Origin of the sequence: Alteromonas sp. NFXS44, from assembly GCF_040148705.1 — a bacterium.
GTDB lineage: Bacteria > Pseudomonadota > Gammaproteobacteria > Enterobacterales > Alteromonadaceae > Alteromonas.
Genome location: NZ_JAGDEA010000005.1, coordinates 222,116 through 238,686 on the forward strand (window position 1 = coordinate 222,116; position 16,571 = coordinate 238,686).

The following is a 16,571-nucleotide window of genomic DNA, read 5'->3' on the forward strand; positions in this document are numbered from 1 at the left end:
TATAATGGCACTGACAGGCATAAACGCATACCGCAAGGGTAACCTGAAACAAGATATCGCAAATGCTGATCCCCATAAGTTGACGCTTATGTTGATGCAAGGCGCACTGGACCGTTTAGCGTTTGCAAAAGGCGCAATGGAGCGTAAAGAATTTGCCGCTAAATCTGAGTTTCTTTCCCGCGTGACGGCTATTCTGATGAATCTTCGTGACACACTGGATTTGGATGTGGGCGGAGAAGTCGCAGAAAACATGTACTCACTTTATGAGTATATGATTGAGAGAACCGGGGAAGCTCACGTACGGAATGACTTGCAGATCCTGGATGAAGTGATTAGCCTGTTAACTCCCATTCGTGATGCCTGGGTACAGATTCCTCAAGGCGCTAAAGAGGAAGCGTACGAAGCACAGCGTCAAAAACGACAGGCCGTGTGAATATACAATTAAATCATGAGTTTACTCCTCAGGCGCTGGCAGATATTAATGCTGAAATCCTGCAGTGCCTGACGGACGATGACGAAGAAGCCCGCTACAGCACTTTGCTGTCTTTGATGACCCGGCGTGATACGGTTATTCAATCCCACCTTAAAAATTCAGACCCTGAAACGGCAAGATCTTTTGCAGAACAGGAAGTTACCGTCAATAATATGTTAAAAGAAATGGCGCAGACTTTGCTAAAATCAGCTAAAGACGATGTCAGCCAATTTCTGAGAAGCCAGAAGGCGGTAAAAAAATACCGTTAAGTCTGGCTGTACGATGCGCTGAATCTTGACTTGCAGCCTTAGGGCTCACGCTTTGTGGGAACACGAATATGTTCAATGATAAAAATATTTTGATTACCGGTGGTACAGGCTCTTTTGGGAAAAAGTTTGTCAGTCACTTACTCAAAAATTACTCACCCCGAAAAATCATCATTTATTCCCGCGATGAATTGAAACAGTTTGAAATGCAGCAGCGCTTTAATGACCTCTGTATGCGTTACTTCATTGGTGATGTCAGAGATAAAGAACGTTTGATCACTGCCATGAAAGATGTGGATTACGTGGTCCATGCGGCAGCACTGAAGCAGGTACCGGCGGCAGAATACAATCCTAATGAGTGTATAAAGACCAATATCAACGGCGCGCAAAATGTCATCGATGCCTGCATCGCAAATAAAGTATCCTGGGTCATTGCGTTATCCACCGATAAAGCTGCTAATCCGGTTAATCTGTACGGCGCAACGAAGCTGGCTTCGGATAAACTCTTTGTGGCAGCCAACAATATTTCCGGAGCCAACGGTGCAAGATTTTCGGTAGTACGCTACGGCAATGTAGTCGGCTCCCGCGGTTCGGTAGTTCCTTTTTATCGTCAGTTGCTCAGTGAAGGACGGGACAAGTTGCCGGTGACTCATCCGGAAATGACCCGTTTCTGGATCACACTGGATGAAGGGGTGGAATTCGTGATTAAAAACTTCTCCCGTATGCAGGGAGGAGAAATCTTCGTTCCAAAAATACCCTCAATTCGTATTGTCGATCTGGTGGAAGCCATGAGCGGTAAACGGGAATACGAGACCATCGGCATACGCCCCGGTGAAAAACTTCACGAGGTCATGGTGCCTGAAGAAATGGCACATCATTCTATTGAGTTCGATGACCACTTTGTTATCGCACCGGCAATTACTTTTTTCGATAAGAATGTGGATTACTTCAAAAATCGCACTGGTGAGCGTGGTAAAGCCGCAGAAGAAAAGTTTGAATATCATTCCGGTAAAAATCCACATTTTTTGTCAGTGAAAGAGCTTCGTGAACTGGATAAGCTCACCTCATGATCCCTTACGGTAAACACACTATTGCTAAAGAAGATGTGGATGCCGTGGTACAGGTGCTGGAAAATGAGTTCCTGACTCAGGGCAAGCAGGTACCGGCCTTCGAGCAGGCATTATGTGACTATACCGGGGCAAAATACGCAGTCGCCTGTAACAGCGGCACGTCAGGACTTCATATTGCTTGTCTGGCTGCCGGTGTAGGGGCCGGAAATTTAGTATGGACAGTTCCGAACTCCTTTGCGGCTTCTGCCAATGCGGCGTTATATTGCGGAGCTGCTGTGGATTTTGTCGACATTGACCCTGTCACCCGTAATTTAAGTGTGGATGCCCTTGCGGCTAAACTGGACAAAGCTTCTGCTGCCGGTAACGTGCCTGATGTGCTCATTGCTGTGCATTTTTCGGGTAGTAGCTGTGACATGAAAGCGATTGCAGATTTATGCCGCCCGCTGAATATTACGCTCATTGAAGACGCTGCCCACGCGCTGGGAGGTGAAGATGCCGGGGGAAACCGTGTCGGCTCCTGTGTTTACTCAGACATGGTCGTGACCAGTTTTCATCCGGTGAAATCAGTGACGACTGCAGAAGGCGGGGCGGTGTTGACGATGTCTCAGGTGCTGGCAGATAAACTTCGTTTGTATGCCAGTCATGGCATTACTAAAGATCGGGCGGCCTTACCGGCCGGGCATGACGATGAACCCTGGTTCTACGCGCAAATACATTTAGGCTTTAACTACCGGCTGAGTGACTTACACGCGGCGTTAGGTGTGGCACAAATGGGCAGACTGGACAGTTTTGTCGCAGAAAGACGCGCCAGAGCAGCCAGATATCATGAGGCACTGGCGTCATTGCCGGTAAAACGTCCGTTGTTCGATAAAAACAGTGCGTGGCATCTTTATATGATTGAAGTGGAACCGGCGCAGCGCACAGCCATTTTTAATACCCTGAGAGCCGCTGGTATCGGCGTAAATGTTCATTACATCCCTATACATCTTCATCCTTATTATCAGGCTTTGGGGTTTGCCGCAGGTGACTTTCCTGTCAGTGAACAATATTACCGGGGGGCACTGACGTTGCCCTTATATCCTTTACTCACAGACGGCGAGCAGCAAAAGGTGATTGACTGTCTGAAAGAGGTATTACTGTGAACATTGCCATTATTCCGGCACGGGGCGGCAGCAAACGGATAAAAGGTAAAAATATCCGGAATTTTGCTGGCAAACCGCTCATTGCTTATTCTATTGAAGCGGCGCTGAAAGCCGCTGTTTTCGATGATATTGTCGTATCCACCGACAGCGAAGAAATTGCCGCTATCGCAGAAAAGTACGGTGCCAGTTATGTTATCCGTCGCCCGGCGTCGCTGGCTGATGATTTCACCGGCACTGCGCCGGTAGTGTGTCATGCTATTGATACTTATCAGGACGATAAGGGGCAGGTCGACAACGTATGTTGTATCTATGCCACAGCGCCTTTTTTAAGTGCCACATACCTGAAAGAAGGGTTGTCACGGCTGAACGGCAATCCTGACATGCACTTTGCTTTTTCAGTCACAACGTTTCCCTTCCCAATTCAACGGGCAATCCGGTTACATGGGAAAGGCGTGCTTCCTTTCGATGCCAGCAAAATGGCTACCCGTTCTCAGGATTTGACCGAAAGTTTTCACGATGCCGGCCAGTTCTACTGGGGGAAAGCTTCTGCCTGGCTGACAGATAAGCCTATGTTTGCGCCTACCAGTATTCCCGTGATCCTGCCCCGCCATCTGGTACAGGATATTGATACACCGGAGGACTGGGAAAGGGCTGAACTCATGTACCGCGCGTATATAAAGACAGAATAAATTTATGCAGGAAAAAATACTCATAATCAGAATGCTGGGACTTGGCGATGTGACTTGTGTGGGGATCCCGGCTATCCGCTACGTAAAAACAAAATTTCCCAGAGCCAGTGTTCACGCACTGACCTATGCCGCCGGTGAGGAGTTACTGAAGCTGGTAGAACCGGACATTACCGTTCACGCGCTGAAACAGGGAGAGTGGCCGGAAAACATCGTAGATGCCATGCAAACTTTTCTCGGGCTCGCTGAAAAGATTCTGGCTGAAGAATATACTCAGATCATCAATCTCGACACCTGGTTTATGCCGTGTTTCCTCGCCCGTTTCTTAAAGGACGCCGGTGAACCTGTGGTTGGTAATACCATGAGTATCAGTGTGGCTGAACTCGTTGATAAATTTCAGAAGCAAACTCTGTCGCCGGATTACGTTAATTTACCTGCTCAGTATATGCAAAGCAGCTGGATGAGCATGGCACAATGGCATACAACGTGGTGGGAGTACGGGCAGGTACCTGAGCGGGGGTATCCTGAATTTTATCTCAGACGTTGTTGCGGATTCAGCACTATCGACATGGACATGACCATTGATGTGGAAGCCGACAGTCATCTTGCCGGTCTCAATCAGCCTGTGGTTGCCATGGCGACAGGCGCAAGAACTGCGGAGCGGAATTACCCTCACGGAGAGGCGCTCAAAGCGCTTCTTGAAGCACAGGGCGTTCATGTCTGGACCGGTTTTGACGGGCGTTGCTCTATGCGTCAGACGTTATCACAACTCAAAGCAAGTCAGTTACTGATAACCGTGCCTTCTGCACCGCAGTGGCTGGCAACAGCAACCGGTACGCCGTCTCTGGTTATCAGCGGCAATGTCGATCCCAGAACGCTGATGCCCGAGTATGCCACTGACATGTCAGATGTGGCTGTTGAACCTGAGCAGATAGCACAGGGCGTGATGAATATCTTAGAGGGGAATGCCGGTGCATGATGTAAAAATTGGTGGCCGTTTAATCGGCCCGGATGAACCTCCGTTCATTATCGCAGAACTGAGCGGCAACCACAGTCAGGACTTTGACCTGGCCTGTGCGATGGTGGATGCTGCAGCTGAAGCCGGTGCTCATGCTATTAAATTGCAAACCTACACCGCCGACTCCATGACGCTGGACGTTGCTACCGACGATTTTGTGATTTCAGAAAAAGACAGTCTGTGGCATGGCGAATCTTTGCACGCGTTATATCAAAAAGCGGCAACGCCTTATGAGTGGCACAAGCCTCTGTTTGACCGGGCAAAGGCGCTGGGTATGCTCGCTTTCAGCTCTCCCTTCGATGGTGAAGCTGTAGATTTCCTCGACAGTCTGGACGTGCCCTGTTTTAAAATTGCGTCATTCGAGTTAACCGACTTACCTCTTATCGCCCGGGCCGCGAGTAAAGGGAAGCCCCTGATCATGTCTACGGGAATGGCAAGCCTTGCTGAAATTGAGCAGGCCGTTCACTGTGCCCGCCGCAACGGGTGTGACAATATCGTACTGCTGAAGTGTACCAGTACCTATCCGGCAGACCCCGGCAATACCAATCTGAACACTATTCCCAATATGCGCAGCGCTTTTCACTGTCAGGTGGGATTGAGTGATCACACCGGCGGTATCGGGGTGGCAGTGGCTTCTGTCGCGTTGGGCACGACTGTTATTGAAAAACATTTCGTGCTGGATCGTAGCGCCGGTGGTGTGGATGCGGCTTTTTCACTGGAGCCTGCAGAGCTCAAAATGCTGGTAACAGAATCTGAGCGTGCCTGGCAAGGCATGGGACAGGTTCGCTACGGAGGCAGTCAGGCTGAGGAAGCGGCAAAACAATACCGTCGCTCAATTTATATAAGCGCAGATGTGAATATTGGTGACACGCTGGATGAGTCTAACCTGAAAATCGTCCGGCCGGCTTTCGGCCTTGCGCCAAAGCACTGGCAGGAAGTCCTTGGCAGTAAAGCCCGTACCGCGTTGAAAAAAGGCACCGCGCTCAGGTGGGAACATCTGGAGAAATGAGCGCCCTGAAGTGAGAACCTTTAAGTGAGACCTATAGTATTCAGAGTCAGTGTGTCGCCCGCGATTGGAATGGGTCATCTGATGCGTTCGCTGGCACTGGCTCAGGCGGCCGGAAGCTACGATATTCCCTGCCATTTTTTTACAGATAAAGGCGGCAGGGCGCTGGCTGCAGCAAGAAACGACTGGATTTACCCGGTGACGGAAGTGCCCTGTAGCAGTGATGATGACGAAAGTCGCTGGCTGACAGAACAGGCACAGCGCATGAATGCCTCAGCTGTTGTGGTTGATGGCTACGATATTCCGGCAGCCTCATTGAGCGGACTGCGTGGGGCAGGGATCCCTGTGGTGGTCATGGATGACGGGCAGCTTAGTCAGGTCGCGCAGGCCTCGCTGGTGGTAAACAGCACCACTTCGTCACTGGATGCACGCTATCAGGAAATTAACCCGGCAGTAAAAATTTGTTCCGGACCTGATTACCGTTTGATGAGACGGGAATTTCAACGGGGCGATAACCCTCCACAGGACAAGCGCTTTGGCATCGCCGTTTGTATCGGCGGCAGCGATCCGAAAGGGCTGACCGTCCCGTTAATTAATGCGTTGTCTGATGTACTTAATGATGTGCCGGTGCGGGTAATTACCGGTGCGGCGTTTAATCATATCAGTGCGCTCAATGAGGCAATAAAAGCGAGTCCGCTGGCGATTCAGCATATACATAATTGTCAGGATATGGCCGATGTGTGGCGGCACAGTAAGCTTGCTGTCAGTGCCGCCGGAGGCAGTCAATTTGAACTGGGCGTATGCGAAACACCTTCAGTACTGCTGATGGTGGCAGAAAACCAGAGAACGGCGACTGAGCAGGCTCAGCAGGAAGGCTGGTGTACCACTTTTGACTGTACCGCTGATGTGCCTTTTGATGAAATTGCCGGCACAGTGCATGCACTCTGGCAGCAACCCGTTAAGCTGGAAGCCATGCAGCAGGCAGTAAAAGGTAAGTATCACGCTGAGGGGGCGTTTAATGTCCTTAATGCTATCGCAGAGGTTATTCAGCCATGAGGCAGGAATCTCTGGTTACAGTACCACGTATTAAAGCCTGGCAGGTAACCTTAAGGCCGCTGGAAGAGGGCGATCTGGATAAATTAAGGCAGTGGCGGAACAGCGACTACGTGCGTGAGAAGATGGTGTCTACATCACTCATCACTGCGGAGCAACAAGCTGCATGGTTTCAAAAAATCAGTCACGACCCGTCTCAGATGCACTGGATTATCGAATACAAAGGTCGGCCTGTTGGCTCAACCAATGTGAAAGTGCCGGTCATCGGAGAGACGGTAGTCTCCGCCCGGGTATTGGAGCCCGGTTTATATATTGGTGAACCCGATTATCAGGGTAACATTCTGGCTTTCGCTCCCACTCTGGCGATGTATGATTATTGTTTTTCCCATTTCAATGTGACCGAATTTTCGGCGGCGGTAAAACCGGATAACGACGCCGCACTGAAATATAACCGTCAGTTGGGCTATGAAATCAGCGGTCAGGACGATTTTGTGCGCTTGCGCTTGCAAAAAGAGGCCTATGAGCGGCAAACTGTAACACTGAAATCTTTCTTGTCGCGTCCGCGCAAGTCTTAGTCAATAAAGAGGTTTTTTGTGGATAATCAGCAAAAGCTCGTACAGTCATTTGTTCAGGCTCTGGGGATCGGTGCAGAGCTGGTCACGGATGAACTGACCTACAACACTATTAAAGAGTGGGATTCTACTGCACACATGATCCTGATCTCCGAGCTGGAAAACACCTTTGATGTCATGCTCGATACCGACGACATTATTGATATGAGTTCCGTGGGCAAAGCGAAAGAGATCCTGACAAAGTATGACGTCCAATTCTGAATCTATCCTGCTTAAAGGTGGCTCGGTACTGGTAACAGGGGCTACCGGTGATATTGGCCGTGCCATTGTTAATGAGTGCGTGCAGGCCGGTGCCGCAGTATTTGCTGCCGGGCGCAATGAAGCCAAACTGGCTGCGCTGGTAAATCAGTATGAATCACGGGTGATCCCGCTGAACTATGACGTGACTGACGAAAAAGCGGTTAAAGACGCCTTCCGTCAAATTCAGAAACAACAGAATCAAAGTGATATCGGTCCGTTAACTGGCCTGGTTAATAATGCCGGCATTATGGAAGAAGCCGCTTTTACCGTAAGCGGTATGGACGCGTTAAAGTCACAGCTGAATGTGAACTTCCTTGCCCCTTATCAGCATATGCAACTGGCCAGCCGCTTAATGGCGCGCCACCGACATGGCAGTATTGTGAACATTGTGTCTCAGATTGGCGAAATGGGGGCTACAGGCATGAGTGCCTACGGTGCCAGTAAAGCTGCGCTGAGCGGAGCAACCAAATCGCTGGCGAAAGAACTGGCGGCAGTGGGGATCCGTGTGAATGCAGTATCCCCGGGCTTCATCGATACAGGACTTACCGCGCATTACGAAGAGGATGCCAGGGCTGAAGTGGAAGCCAGAATTACCATGAAAAGGGCTGGCCGTGCCGGTGATGTAGCGCGGGCTGTTGTATTTTTACTGTCCCGTCAGTCCGCTTATACGACGGGACATACCTTGCCCGTGGACGGGTTATTTTATCCGTGAGCGTTGTGTTCCCTGAGGATGTGTTTGCCTGCAACAGTGAAAAGGCGGCACTGATCACAGACGAAGGGATCTGCTCTTACGCTGAGCTGCAAAGGCATATTGCAGAGTGGCAGGAAAAACTCAGTAGCACCGTGGAGCGACCGTTAGTGGCACTGGCCATGTGCGGTAATGTTGATTCTGTAAGTTGCTACCTGGCCTGTCTGAAATCGGGCTTTCCTGTGGTGCTGTTTCACCCTGGTTTGTCCGCAGCAGGACAACAGGCATTAATCACCAGGCTCCCCCCCAATTTGCTGGTGGCAGATAACAGCCTGACCGTAAAACACCAGCGGTGCATACCTGTAGCCGGGGAACTGGCACTTTTGCTTACCACATCGGGTTCAACCGGTGGTGGAAAGTTTGTTGCTTTATCCCGTGAAAACCTTGCTGCGAATACGGCCTCTATCTGTTCTTATCTGCCTGTTACATCAGAAGACAAAACCCTGCTTAGCATGCCGTTATCCTATTCTTACGGGTTGTCGGTACTAAATACCCATCTGGCAAAAGGGGCGACAGTCAGGTTGACTTCACTCACGCCAATGGACCGTGCATTCTGGACGTTGCTTAAAGATGAAGCGGTGACGTCACTGTCCGGCGTACCGTCTTTTTATGAAATGCTGCTGCGCTTACGGTTCGACCGCCAATTATTGCCGGAACTTGCCTATTTCACTCAGGCTGGTGGCAAGCTCAAAGAAGCCGGGGTTAAAACCCTCGCTGAATATGCCGATAAACACAACAAGCAATGTTTCATCATGTACGGACAAACAGAGGCGACCGCGAGAATGGCATATCTCGAACCACATACCGTATTAAGCAAACCTTCAGCAGCAGGTAAAGCGATACCGGGCGGCAAATTGTCACTTTGTGATGAATATGGCCGGCTTATCAGTGAGCCCTACGTAACGGGTGAACTGCTGTATGAAGGAAAAAATGTCATGCTGGGGTATGTGTCTGATCATACCGATCTGGCAGCGTTTTCTCCTTCCGCTGTGTTACATACCGGTGATTTAGCCTTTTTCGATGAAGACGGCGACTACACCATAACAGGCCGCCTGAAACGCATTATTAAACTGGCTGGTGAACGGGTGAATCTGGACGGACTGGAAGCGTTATTTGCAGAGCAGGGGCTGGAAGTTAAAGTGGCCGGTGAGGACAACTTTCTTGTCATAGCATGCCGGGAAAGTGAGGTGTCAGAAGCTGAAAGTCGTCTTAAATCTCTGGTATCCGCGCCGCCTGCCTACTTAACGGTACGGGCATTTTCAGACTGGCCATTGCTGGGTAACGGAAAAACAGATTATCAGGCTATTTTGAAAGCAGGAAGGGATAAGCATGATAACGGCTGATACCGCGCCTTTTCCAAAGTCTTATGAAGACGCGTATAACCTGCTGCTCAGCGAACCCGTGTATGGCCTGCCTCAGGCAGAGAAAAGTCGCTTACTGTGTCATGTCACGTCATTGCTGCATCAGCATCATCTGACACATTGTGATGCATATCATCAGCTTTTCGCCTCCTCCGCAGAGATTTTCCATGAATACAGCGACTTACCTTATCTGGCTGTGCGGCTTTTCAAACTGATGCATCTTAGCAGTGTAGCACCCCAAAATGTGTTTAAAACCTTGCAGTCATCCGGAACGACCGGTCAGGTGACGGCGAAAGTGACCCTGGACAAAGAAACCAGCGGCAGACAATCCAAAGCGCTGGTTACCATCATGCAGCAATTTATTGGTAAACAGCGTTTGCCTATGCTGATCATTGATTCGCCGGATGTGCTGAAAAGCCCTCATCTCTCAGCCCGGGGAGCCGGCGTCGGCGGCATGGCTTTTTTTGGTCGCGGACATACCTATGCACTGAACACCGATATGTCGCTGAATCAGCAGGCGGTAAAGGAATTTGCAGATAAGTATGCCGGACAACCGGTGCTGGTGTTCGGCTTTACCTTTATGGTGTGGTTACACTTCGTGGAAGCGCTTAAAGCAGACGGTATTGCGCTTAATTTATCTGACGGGATCCTTATTCACAGTGGCGGATGGAAAAAGCTTAAGGACAAACAGGTTAGTAACCTCCAGTTCAAAGATACCGTGCGTACCGTAACCGGCATCACAAAAGTGCATAACTTTTACGGCATGGCAGAGCAGGTAGGCAGTGTATTTGTGGAATGTGAAGAAGGCCACTTACATGCACCTTCACTGGCAGAAGTGGTGATCCGCGATCCCCGTACGCTGGCAATCTGCGGCCCTGACGAACCCGGTATTATTCAGGTTATATCGGCGTTGCCTCACAGTTATCCCGGCTACAGTTTACTGACTGAAGATCGTGGCAGAATTCTGGGGGAAGACGATTGTACCTGCGGGCGTAAAGGACGATATTTCGAAGTCACAGGACGGTTGCCGAAAGCAGAATTGCGGGGTTGCAGTGATACTGCCGGAGGTGCTGTGTGATTAAAGATTTAATCCGGCAGGAACCAGTCTCCGCTGATGCGTTGCCGGCAATCAGTGCGCAAAATCTTCCTGTCAGTGCCGCTGACGTGCTGGTATTTACTACTGCGTTATCGCGCCAGCTCATGACATCATCAGACTGCCGCCAGTATCCTGAACTCATAGCGCTGGGTCACTGGCTCAGACAAGGTAATCTGAATGCGCTGACAGCCAATATAGCAAAGCAAAGTTACCGTCCGTTGGGACTGGTGGTGCATTACACACCGGCGAATGTGGACACCATGTTTATCTACAGCTGGATTTGCGCCTTGTTGATGGGCAACAGAAATCTGGTACGGGTATCGGGCAGAGACAGTGATGTGCAAACAGTTCTGCTGGAAAAGTTACGCTACTTGCTGTTGCTACCGGAACATGCTGCCCTCCATGCCGGCAATCAGTTTATCCATTTTGATCGGGATGACCCTGCCGGCCCGGCAGTGAGCATGCTGGCGGATGCCAGAGTGTTATGGGGCGGAGACGACAGCGTGAGGCAAATACGCGGGTTATCCTGTAAGCCAAGATGCCGGGATATCAGTTTTGCCGATCGATTTTCAGCAGCACTGATCAATGTAGATGCATTGAATAGTGACGGTGCGCAAAGTGCTGATGAAAAGGCAGAAGCCATGGCATCAGCATTGTGGCGTGAATGCGATATGTTTCAGCAACAGGCCTGTTCTTCTCCCCGCATTCTGTTCTGGACGGGAGAAAAGCAAAACTGGAACACATTGACCCGCGCCCTGTCAGACATCGCGGTTCAGCATGCCCCTTCAATGGTGCAGCGTAACGAGCAGCTAGTGCTTGCCCAGTGGTGTATTGCTGATGGTGCGGCAAGTACTGAAGAGCAATGCGGTGATCTGTCTCTTGTACATATTAATCACTGGCACCATGCCTTGCTGGAACGCCATCAGGGGCATAGTACGCTGTTCTGTATTCATATTGATGATGTACAGGCCATTGCCGGTTACGACCACGCAGGCTGGCAGACTTTGTCGTATGCCGGCTTTGAAAAAGAAGCACTTTTTATGATTATCCGCGCGTTGCCGATACAGGGAATAGACAGGGTAGTACCTCTGGGGAATGCACTTGCTTTTTCTCCGGACTGGGACGGATATGATTTGTTTAGCCAGTTAGGCAGAAAAGTGGTGTTTGAATGAAACTGTCAGTCATTGTACCGGCTTATAATCTTGAGCGTTATATCGGGGAGTGCCTGCGTTCAGTGCTGGACCAGCATGTCGATTTCGATTATGAAGTGCTGGTGTGTGACGATGCATCCTCTGACCACACCCGCGAAGAAATTGAAGCGCTGTGTCAGGAGTTCAGTCACTTAAAACCCATCTTTAAAACGCAGAATGCCGGACTGGCTGAAAATATGAAAACCCTGCTTGGTGAAGCAGGAGGTAAGTACATTGCTTATCTGGACGGCGATGATGTTGCCCTACCGGGTAAATTGCAAAAGCAGGTGGACTATCTCGACAATCATCCTGAATGCCAGATGGTGTTTCATGAGTCTGATATGTTCGATTCGCAAACTAATGAAACCATTCGCCTGTACAGCCAGACTTTCTACAACTGGCAGCATATTCCACCACAGTCAGACATCACTCATCTCATTCGCTACGGCACCTATATGCAGGCCAGCAGTGTGATGTTCCGCAGGCATAACCATCTTGCCTGCACCATTGCGACAGAGTGCCGCATTATTCTGGACTATCCGTTTTATATCTTAAACGCCGGTTTCTTGAATGCCCGCATCGACTACATGCCGGACGTACTGGGGCGTTACCGTATTCATCCTGACAGCTTTGGCGCGCAAACGCAGCGTAGTGCAGAGCGTCGTGAGCAAAGCCTGCGGGATATCTGTCTCGCTTGCGAACAGACCGCGCAATTTGGTGTAGAGCCGGACATTATTCAGCAGGGTATTGCCCATCATCAGTTTGCTGCGGCGCTGTACTTTCTGTTCCGTGATAACGATGAGAAATTTGTTGAGTGGATAGAAAAGTCGTCTGCAACCGGCTACTTCTTCGATGAGCGCCACCGGTTTGCGTTTGGCAACCGGGCAAACCCGTCAAAAGTGAAAGCTTTTATTCGTCAGGGGAGTGCATGATGACAGTCTCCCTGACGGCAGTAGTTTGCAACTTCAATAAAAAAGATTACCTGAAAGGCTGCCTCGATTCTCTGTTGGCCACACAATCTGATTCACTGAGTATCAATGTGATCGTGGTGGACAATGCTTCCACCGACGGCAGTCAGCAGCTGATTGAAAGCGAGTACGGCAAACAGGTGACGCTGATTGCAAAAGCAGAAAACACCGGCGGAGCAGGGGGCTTTGCCACCGGCATGCGTGCAGCAGTGGAAACCGGGTGCGATTATGTGGCCTTGCTGGACAACGATATTCTTCTCGACACCGACACCTTACCCAAACTGATTGCGTACTTACAGGCACATTCTGAAGTGGGCGTTGCCGGTGCCAAAATCTGCACCATGGATGATCCGGCCATTTTGCAGGAACTCGGTGCATTTATTGACCGGGAAAACTATGGTGTGAAAACGCCATTAAAAGGCCACAAAGATGATACTTCGCTGCCGGACGTTGTGGTCTGCGATTATGTGCCCGCATGCTGCCTGGTCACACGTACAGAGATAATCCGCGAAGCGGGCGTGTTCGATGAGGCTCATTTTATCTACTGGGACGATATGGACTGGTGTACCCGGGTGAAGCAGGCCGGTTATGAAGTCCACGCTATTGCCAGTGCCCGTGTTCAGCATAAGATGGGAGCAGTTCACGCCACCAATACATTCAGTAATTATTACTTTGAGCGTAACCGGCTGAGGTATTTTGCGAAGTATCTGACCAAAGAGTCTTTTGATTCATTTATCGCTGTAAGGCTAAGTGAGCTCCCCAGACAAGCATTCTGGGCCAGTCGCAAGGGACAGTCTTCACAATCGCTCAGCAGTAATCTGTCTGTCTATGATTTTGCCATGGGGCAGTGGTACGCTCAGCCACAGAATATTCTGGCTAAGTCTGAGTATTGCTGGCGGGATGCCATTGGTGAGGACTGGATCAGGCTGGTGGTGTGTGATGAACCTGACAATTATACTGCAGTGACGGGACAAATCCTTCAGGTCTGGCCTCAGGCCAGAATTATCAGCTGTGCCCAATATGCCGGTTCAGAAGCCGGACAGGATGCTATCCATGTCGTCAGTCATATTCTGGACGTGACAGAAGTGCCTGCAGGCGGATATGTCGTTGATCGTTTTTTTAATGTTTGTCAGGTGCAGGAAGTAACTGCAATTCAGCATGCTTATCATACTTACCAGCAGCTGTTTGCACAGGTACACGGGCCTGTAATCCGCAGGCAATTAGAAGATGGCTATGTGGCGTTCCATCGTGCCGGCACTTCAGTCGCGGATACGTCGATATGAATATTTACCGGCACATTCTTCAGCGTGTCACCGGCAGGCAAATAAAAACCGTTACATTCGATATATTCGATACCCTGATTTTCAGGCACGTCTCAGATCCGCTTCAGGTTTTCAGTCTCATAGATAGCAGCATTTTTGCCGGACACAGGGTGCCTGCTCCGGATTATCCCTCGTTACGTGTCCACGCTGAAGCACTGGCCAGACAGCTATACAATGAACGTGAAGACATACAGTTTGAGCAAATTTTTTCCGCTATGCCCTTTTCTCCTGCATTACGCAGTGCACTGGCGTTGGCTGAGTGTGAGGCGGAAACGCAGATAAGTGTGGTTAACACAGCGCTTGTTGATGTGATCAGGCAACTTAAAGAGCAGGGGATTCAGGTTGCATTCATTTCCGATATGTACTTTTCTGCCGCACAAATCCGTGAGATTTTTTTCAGGGGGAATGAAGATCTTTGTCAGTTACCGCTTTTCGTATCCTCTGAAACCGGCGTTACCAAGCAAAGCGGTAAAATGTTTTTACACGTAAAAGAAGTACTGAAAGCCAGCCCGGAAAGCTGGTTGCATGTAGGTGATAATAAAGCCTCAGATGTGGACGCAGCCCTGGCGGCCGGACTCGACGCTCTGCATTTTTCACCGGCTATCGATGTGCACTTTATTACCCGGATGGAAATGGCCCTGTCTCCGGAGCCCGGTGTCTCTGGCGCTGCACGTACGTTGAGTTGTCTTGAACAACCGGCACACAGCGAAAAAGGGGGAGCAGAGTATATTGCACGTGACTTAGGCAGCTTCGTGTGGGGCCCGGTAATGCAGGCTTTTGCCGGCTGGCTACGAGCACAATGTGAAGTTGCAAACATCAGGCATATTCTCTGTGTCATGCGGGAGGGAGCGTTTTTTACCCCACTGCTGCGAAAGTATTTTGCACTTCAGGGGGAAGACTGCATTACGGTGGAATCACTGTATGTGTCCCGCCTGTCAGCATTCTGGGCTGGGATTAATACTGAAAAAGCAGACTGGCTGGAACAGGCTGTTGATACGCTTATACATTACAATGGATACACGCTGCAGAACTTTGCTGATGATTTTTATCTCAGTTCTGACGGATTCGGCAGTCTCAGTCCATCTGTTTGCTTGCGCAGCGCCGGAAACATGATGGTAGACGGGCGGACATTACGACAGGTCTTGTTGGAAAAAGCACACAAAAACAGTGCAAGAATACAGCAAAAAGTGGCTACCCAAAAATCCCTGTTTTTGCGTTATACGCGTGATATTTTAAGGGCGGATTTCGGCGATTGTGCCGTAGTCGATTTTGGTGATGGCGGGACTATTCAGCATTCTTTGGAGTCCATTTTTGGCAGCCCTGCCAAAGCCAATTTTTTGTTTTTTGCCACGAACAGAATTTACCGTTTCCTCAACCACACTATATACAGTGTTTTTCTGCCTCCCGGTGGACTATATGACCGTATTGCTGATCGTCTGGCACGGTCGCCGGAATGTATTGAAGCTTTATTACTCGGGAGTGAAGGCTCCACACTGAGTTACGTCGATGATGACGGGAAAGTCAGACCGGTCACGGGCAGGGCGTTGCCGGAGAACAGTGCTTTTTGCGATGCCTTTCTTGAAGGTTGCCTGACTTATATGGATATGGCTCATAAGATGGAGCTGCCTCCACCCCCGACCTCGCAGGCTGCAATGCTGGTGAAGCGTTATCTCATGATGCCCTGTGAAGAAGAAGCAACGTTGTTTGCTCAACTGAAGCATCAGGATAACTTTGGCAGTGAAAACGAATTCTATGTGATTGATGAAGAGCAGAAAACAAAGCTGAAAACTGACTCTGCCAGACAACAGGCTGTCGCCCTGGTAACCAGCGGCGGGGCATGGCAGAAGGGTGAACTTCACTGGCCAGCCGGAGTACTGGCAACAGAGGATAAGAATACTGTTCCCCGGTTTATGGGGCTGTTAAAAAATGATAGGCAGCAGGCAATTAATTTTCTGATCAACAGAATGGCGTCTCTGGGATGGCAGAATATTGGCGTATACGGTGCCGGTGAATTCTTTGTTGCTCTGGCTCCCTCGTTAAGAGCAGCCGGGATCGCTGTAAGCCATTTGATTGATCGCAAAGCCGGGCTGGGAAAACACTATCAGGTGGCGGGCTATACAGTTGTCAGCGCGGGAGCGGCGCTTGAGCAGGGTTGCCGGCGAATTGTGATTGCCTCCCAGGCATTTCAGCAGGAAATAAAAGACACCATTATGCTGGAAGCCCAAAAGCAAGAATGCTGCGGTATAGAAATTATCGCGCCGGATGATGAACAGGCGGGAATTTTCCCGGCAGGTGTATAAA

At 50.0% G+C, this 16,571-nt stretch carries 17 protein-coding genes; all 17 read left to right on the forward strand.

The features are described from left to right. Positions 1-4 precede the first annotated feature (4 nt). The 17 genes from fliS (at position 5) to J3369_RS06300 (ending at position 16,570) form a co-directional block, all read left to right on the forward strand. The gene (gene fliS / locus J3369_RS06220) at positions 5-433 is read left to right on the forward strand and encodes a flagellar export chaperone FliS (protein WP_349585021.1); all 429 of its coding nucleotides are present in this window, start codon (positions 5-7) and stop codon (positions 431-433) included. Next, the gene (locus J3369_RS06225; RefSeq protein ID WP_303574401.1) at positions 430-741 is read left to right on the forward strand and encodes a hypothetical protein; all 312 of its coding nucleotides are present in this window, start codon (positions 430-432) and stop codon (positions 739-741) included. Before fliS ends, J3369_RS06225 begins: the two co-directional genes overlap by 4 nt. 68 nt (positions 742-809) lie before the next feature. Further along, positions 810-1,808 (forward strand): UDP-N-acetylglucosamine 4,6-dehydratase (inverting), encoded by a 999-nt coding sequence (pseB, locus tag J3369_RS06230; RefSeq protein ID WP_349585026.1) that lies wholly within the window; start codon positions 810-812, stop codon positions 1,806-1,808. Continuing rightward, positions 1,805-2,950: a UDP-4-amino-4,6-dideoxy-N-acetyl-beta-L-altrosamine transaminase gene (gene pseC, locus J3369_RS06235; protein WP_349585029.1), complete on the forward strand. Its 1,146-nt coding sequence runs from the start codon at positions 1,805-1,807 to the stop codon at positions 2,948-2,950. Before pseB ends, pseC begins: the two co-directional genes overlap by 4 nt. Continuing rightward, positions 2,947-3,639: a pseudaminic acid cytidylyltransferase gene (gene pseF / locus J3369_RS06240; RefSeq protein WP_349585031.1), complete on the forward strand. Its 693-nt coding sequence runs from the start codon at positions 2,947-2,949 to the stop codon at positions 3,637-3,639. Before pseC ends, pseF begins: the two co-directional genes overlap by 4 nt. Before the next feature lie 4 nt (positions 3,640-3,643). Then, positions 3,644-4,615, forward strand: coding sequence for a glycosyltransferase family 9 protein (locus tag J3369_RS06245; protein WP_349585034.1), 972 nt, complete (start codon positions 3,644-3,646; stop codon positions 4,613-4,615). Beyond that, positions 4,608-5,663, forward strand: coding sequence for a pseudaminic acid synthase (gene pseI / locus J3369_RS06250; protein ID WP_502877415.1), 1,056 nt, complete (start codon positions 4,608-4,610; stop codon positions 5,661-5,663). The genes J3369_RS06245 and pseI overlap by 8 nt, the downstream gene beginning before the upstream one ends. A 24-nt stretch (positions 5,664-5,687) precedes the next feature. Then, the gene (gene pseG, locus J3369_RS06255) at positions 5,688-6,716 is read left to right on the forward strand and encodes a UDP-2,4-diacetamido-2,4,6-trideoxy-beta-L-altropyranose hydrolase (RefSeq protein WP_349585039.1); all 1,029 of its coding nucleotides are present in this window, start codon (positions 5,688-5,690) and stop codon (positions 6,714-6,716) included. After that, positions 6,713-7,288, forward strand: coding sequence for a GNAT family N-acetyltransferase (locus tag J3369_RS06260; RefSeq protein WP_349585041.1), 576 nt, complete (start codon positions 6,713-6,715; stop codon positions 7,286-7,288). Before pseG ends, J3369_RS06260 begins: the two co-directional genes overlap by 4 nt. Before the next feature lie 18 nt (positions 7,289-7,306). Next, complete coding sequence (locus tag J3369_RS06265; protein ID WP_303574393.1) at positions 7,307-7,546, forward strand: acyl carrier protein; 240 nt, start codon at positions 7,307-7,309, stop codon at positions 7,544-7,546. Next, a complete protein-coding gene (locus J3369_RS06270) occupies positions 7,530-8,297 on the forward strand; it encodes an SDR family NAD(P)-dependent oxidoreductase (RefSeq protein ID WP_119500540.1) in 768 nt (255 codons plus the stop codon). The genes J3369_RS06265 and J3369_RS06270 overlap by 17 nt, the downstream gene beginning before the upstream one ends. After that, on the forward strand, positions 8,294-9,676 hold the full coding sequence (locus J3369_RS06275) for an AMP-binding protein (RefSeq protein ID WP_349585044.1): 1,383 nt from the start codon (positions 8,294-8,296) through the stop codon (positions 9,674-9,676). Before J3369_RS06270 ends, J3369_RS06275 begins: the two co-directional genes overlap by 4 nt. Beyond that, on the forward strand, positions 9,663-10,772 hold the full coding sequence (locus J3369_RS06280; protein ID WP_349585046.1) for a LuxE/PaaK family acyltransferase: 1,110 nt from the start codon (positions 9,663-9,665) through the stop codon (positions 10,770-10,772). Before J3369_RS06275 ends, J3369_RS06280 begins: the two co-directional genes overlap by 14 nt. Beyond that, on the forward strand, positions 10,769-11,962 hold the full coding sequence (locus J3369_RS06285) for an acyl-CoA reductase (RefSeq protein WP_349585048.1): 1,194 nt from the start codon (positions 10,769-10,771) through the stop codon (positions 11,960-11,962). The genes J3369_RS06280 and J3369_RS06285 overlap by 4 nt, the downstream gene beginning before the upstream one ends. Then, a complete protein-coding gene (locus tag J3369_RS06290) occupies positions 11,959-12,912 on the forward strand; it encodes a glycosyltransferase family 2 protein (RefSeq protein ID WP_349585050.1) in 954 nt (317 codons plus the stop codon). The genes J3369_RS06285 and J3369_RS06290 overlap by 4 nt, the downstream gene beginning before the upstream one ends. Then, complete coding sequence (locus J3369_RS06295) at positions 12,909-14,231, forward strand: glycosyltransferase family 2 protein (protein ID WP_349585052.1); 1,323 nt, start codon at positions 12,909-12,911, stop codon at positions 14,229-14,231. The genes J3369_RS06290 and J3369_RS06295 overlap by 4 nt, the downstream gene beginning before the upstream one ends. After that, on the forward strand, positions 14,228-16,570 hold the full coding sequence (locus J3369_RS06300) for an HAD-IA family hydrolase (protein ID WP_349585055.1): 2,343 nt from the start codon (positions 14,228-14,230) through the stop codon (positions 16,568-16,570). The genes J3369_RS06295 and J3369_RS06300 overlap by 4 nt, the downstream gene beginning before the upstream one ends. Position 16,571 lies beyond the last annotated feature (1 nt).

What these genes read in the sequence shown, in the direction of transcription:
- J3369_RS06300 (WP_349585055.1), top strand. Translation starts at nt 14,228, where the DNA reads ATGAATATTTACCGGCACATTCTTCAGCGTGTCACCGGCAGGCAAATA.
- pseC (WP_349585029.1), top strand. Translation starts at nt 1,805, where the DNA reads ATGATCCCTTACGGTAAACACACTATTGCTAAAGAAGATGTGGATGCC.
- J3369_RS06270 (WP_119500540.1), top strand. Translation starts at nt 7,530, where the DNA reads ATGACGTCCAATTCTGAATCTATCCTGCTTAAAGGTGGCTCGGTACTG.
- J3369_RS06280 (WP_349585046.1), top strand. Translation starts at nt 9,663, where the DNA reads ATGATAACGGCTGATACCGCGCCTTTTCCAAAGTCTTATGAAGACGCG.
- J3369_RS06290 (WP_349585050.1), top strand. Translation starts at nt 11,959, where the DNA reads ATGAAACTGTCAGTCATTGTACCGGCTTATAATCTTGAGCGTTATATC.
- J3369_RS06260 (WP_349585041.1), top strand. Translation starts at nt 6,713, where the DNA reads ATGAGGCAGGAATCTCTGGTTACAGTACCACGTATTAAAGCCTGGCAG.
- J3369_RS06245 (WP_349585034.1), top strand. Translation starts at nt 3,644, where the DNA reads ATGCAGGAAAAAATACTCATAATCAGAATGCTGGGACTTGGCGATGTG.
- fliS (WP_349585021.1), top strand. Translation starts at nt 5, where the DNA reads ATGGCACTGACAGGCATAAACGCATACCGCAAGGGTAACCTGAAACAA.
- pseB (WP_349585026.1), top strand. Translation starts at nt 810, where the DNA reads ATGTTCAATGATAAAAATATTTTGATTACCGGTGGTACAGGCTCTTTT.
- J3369_RS06295 (WP_349585052.1), top strand. Translation starts at nt 12,909, where the DNA reads ATGATGACAGTCTCCCTGACGGCAGTAGTTTGCAACTTCAATAAAAAA.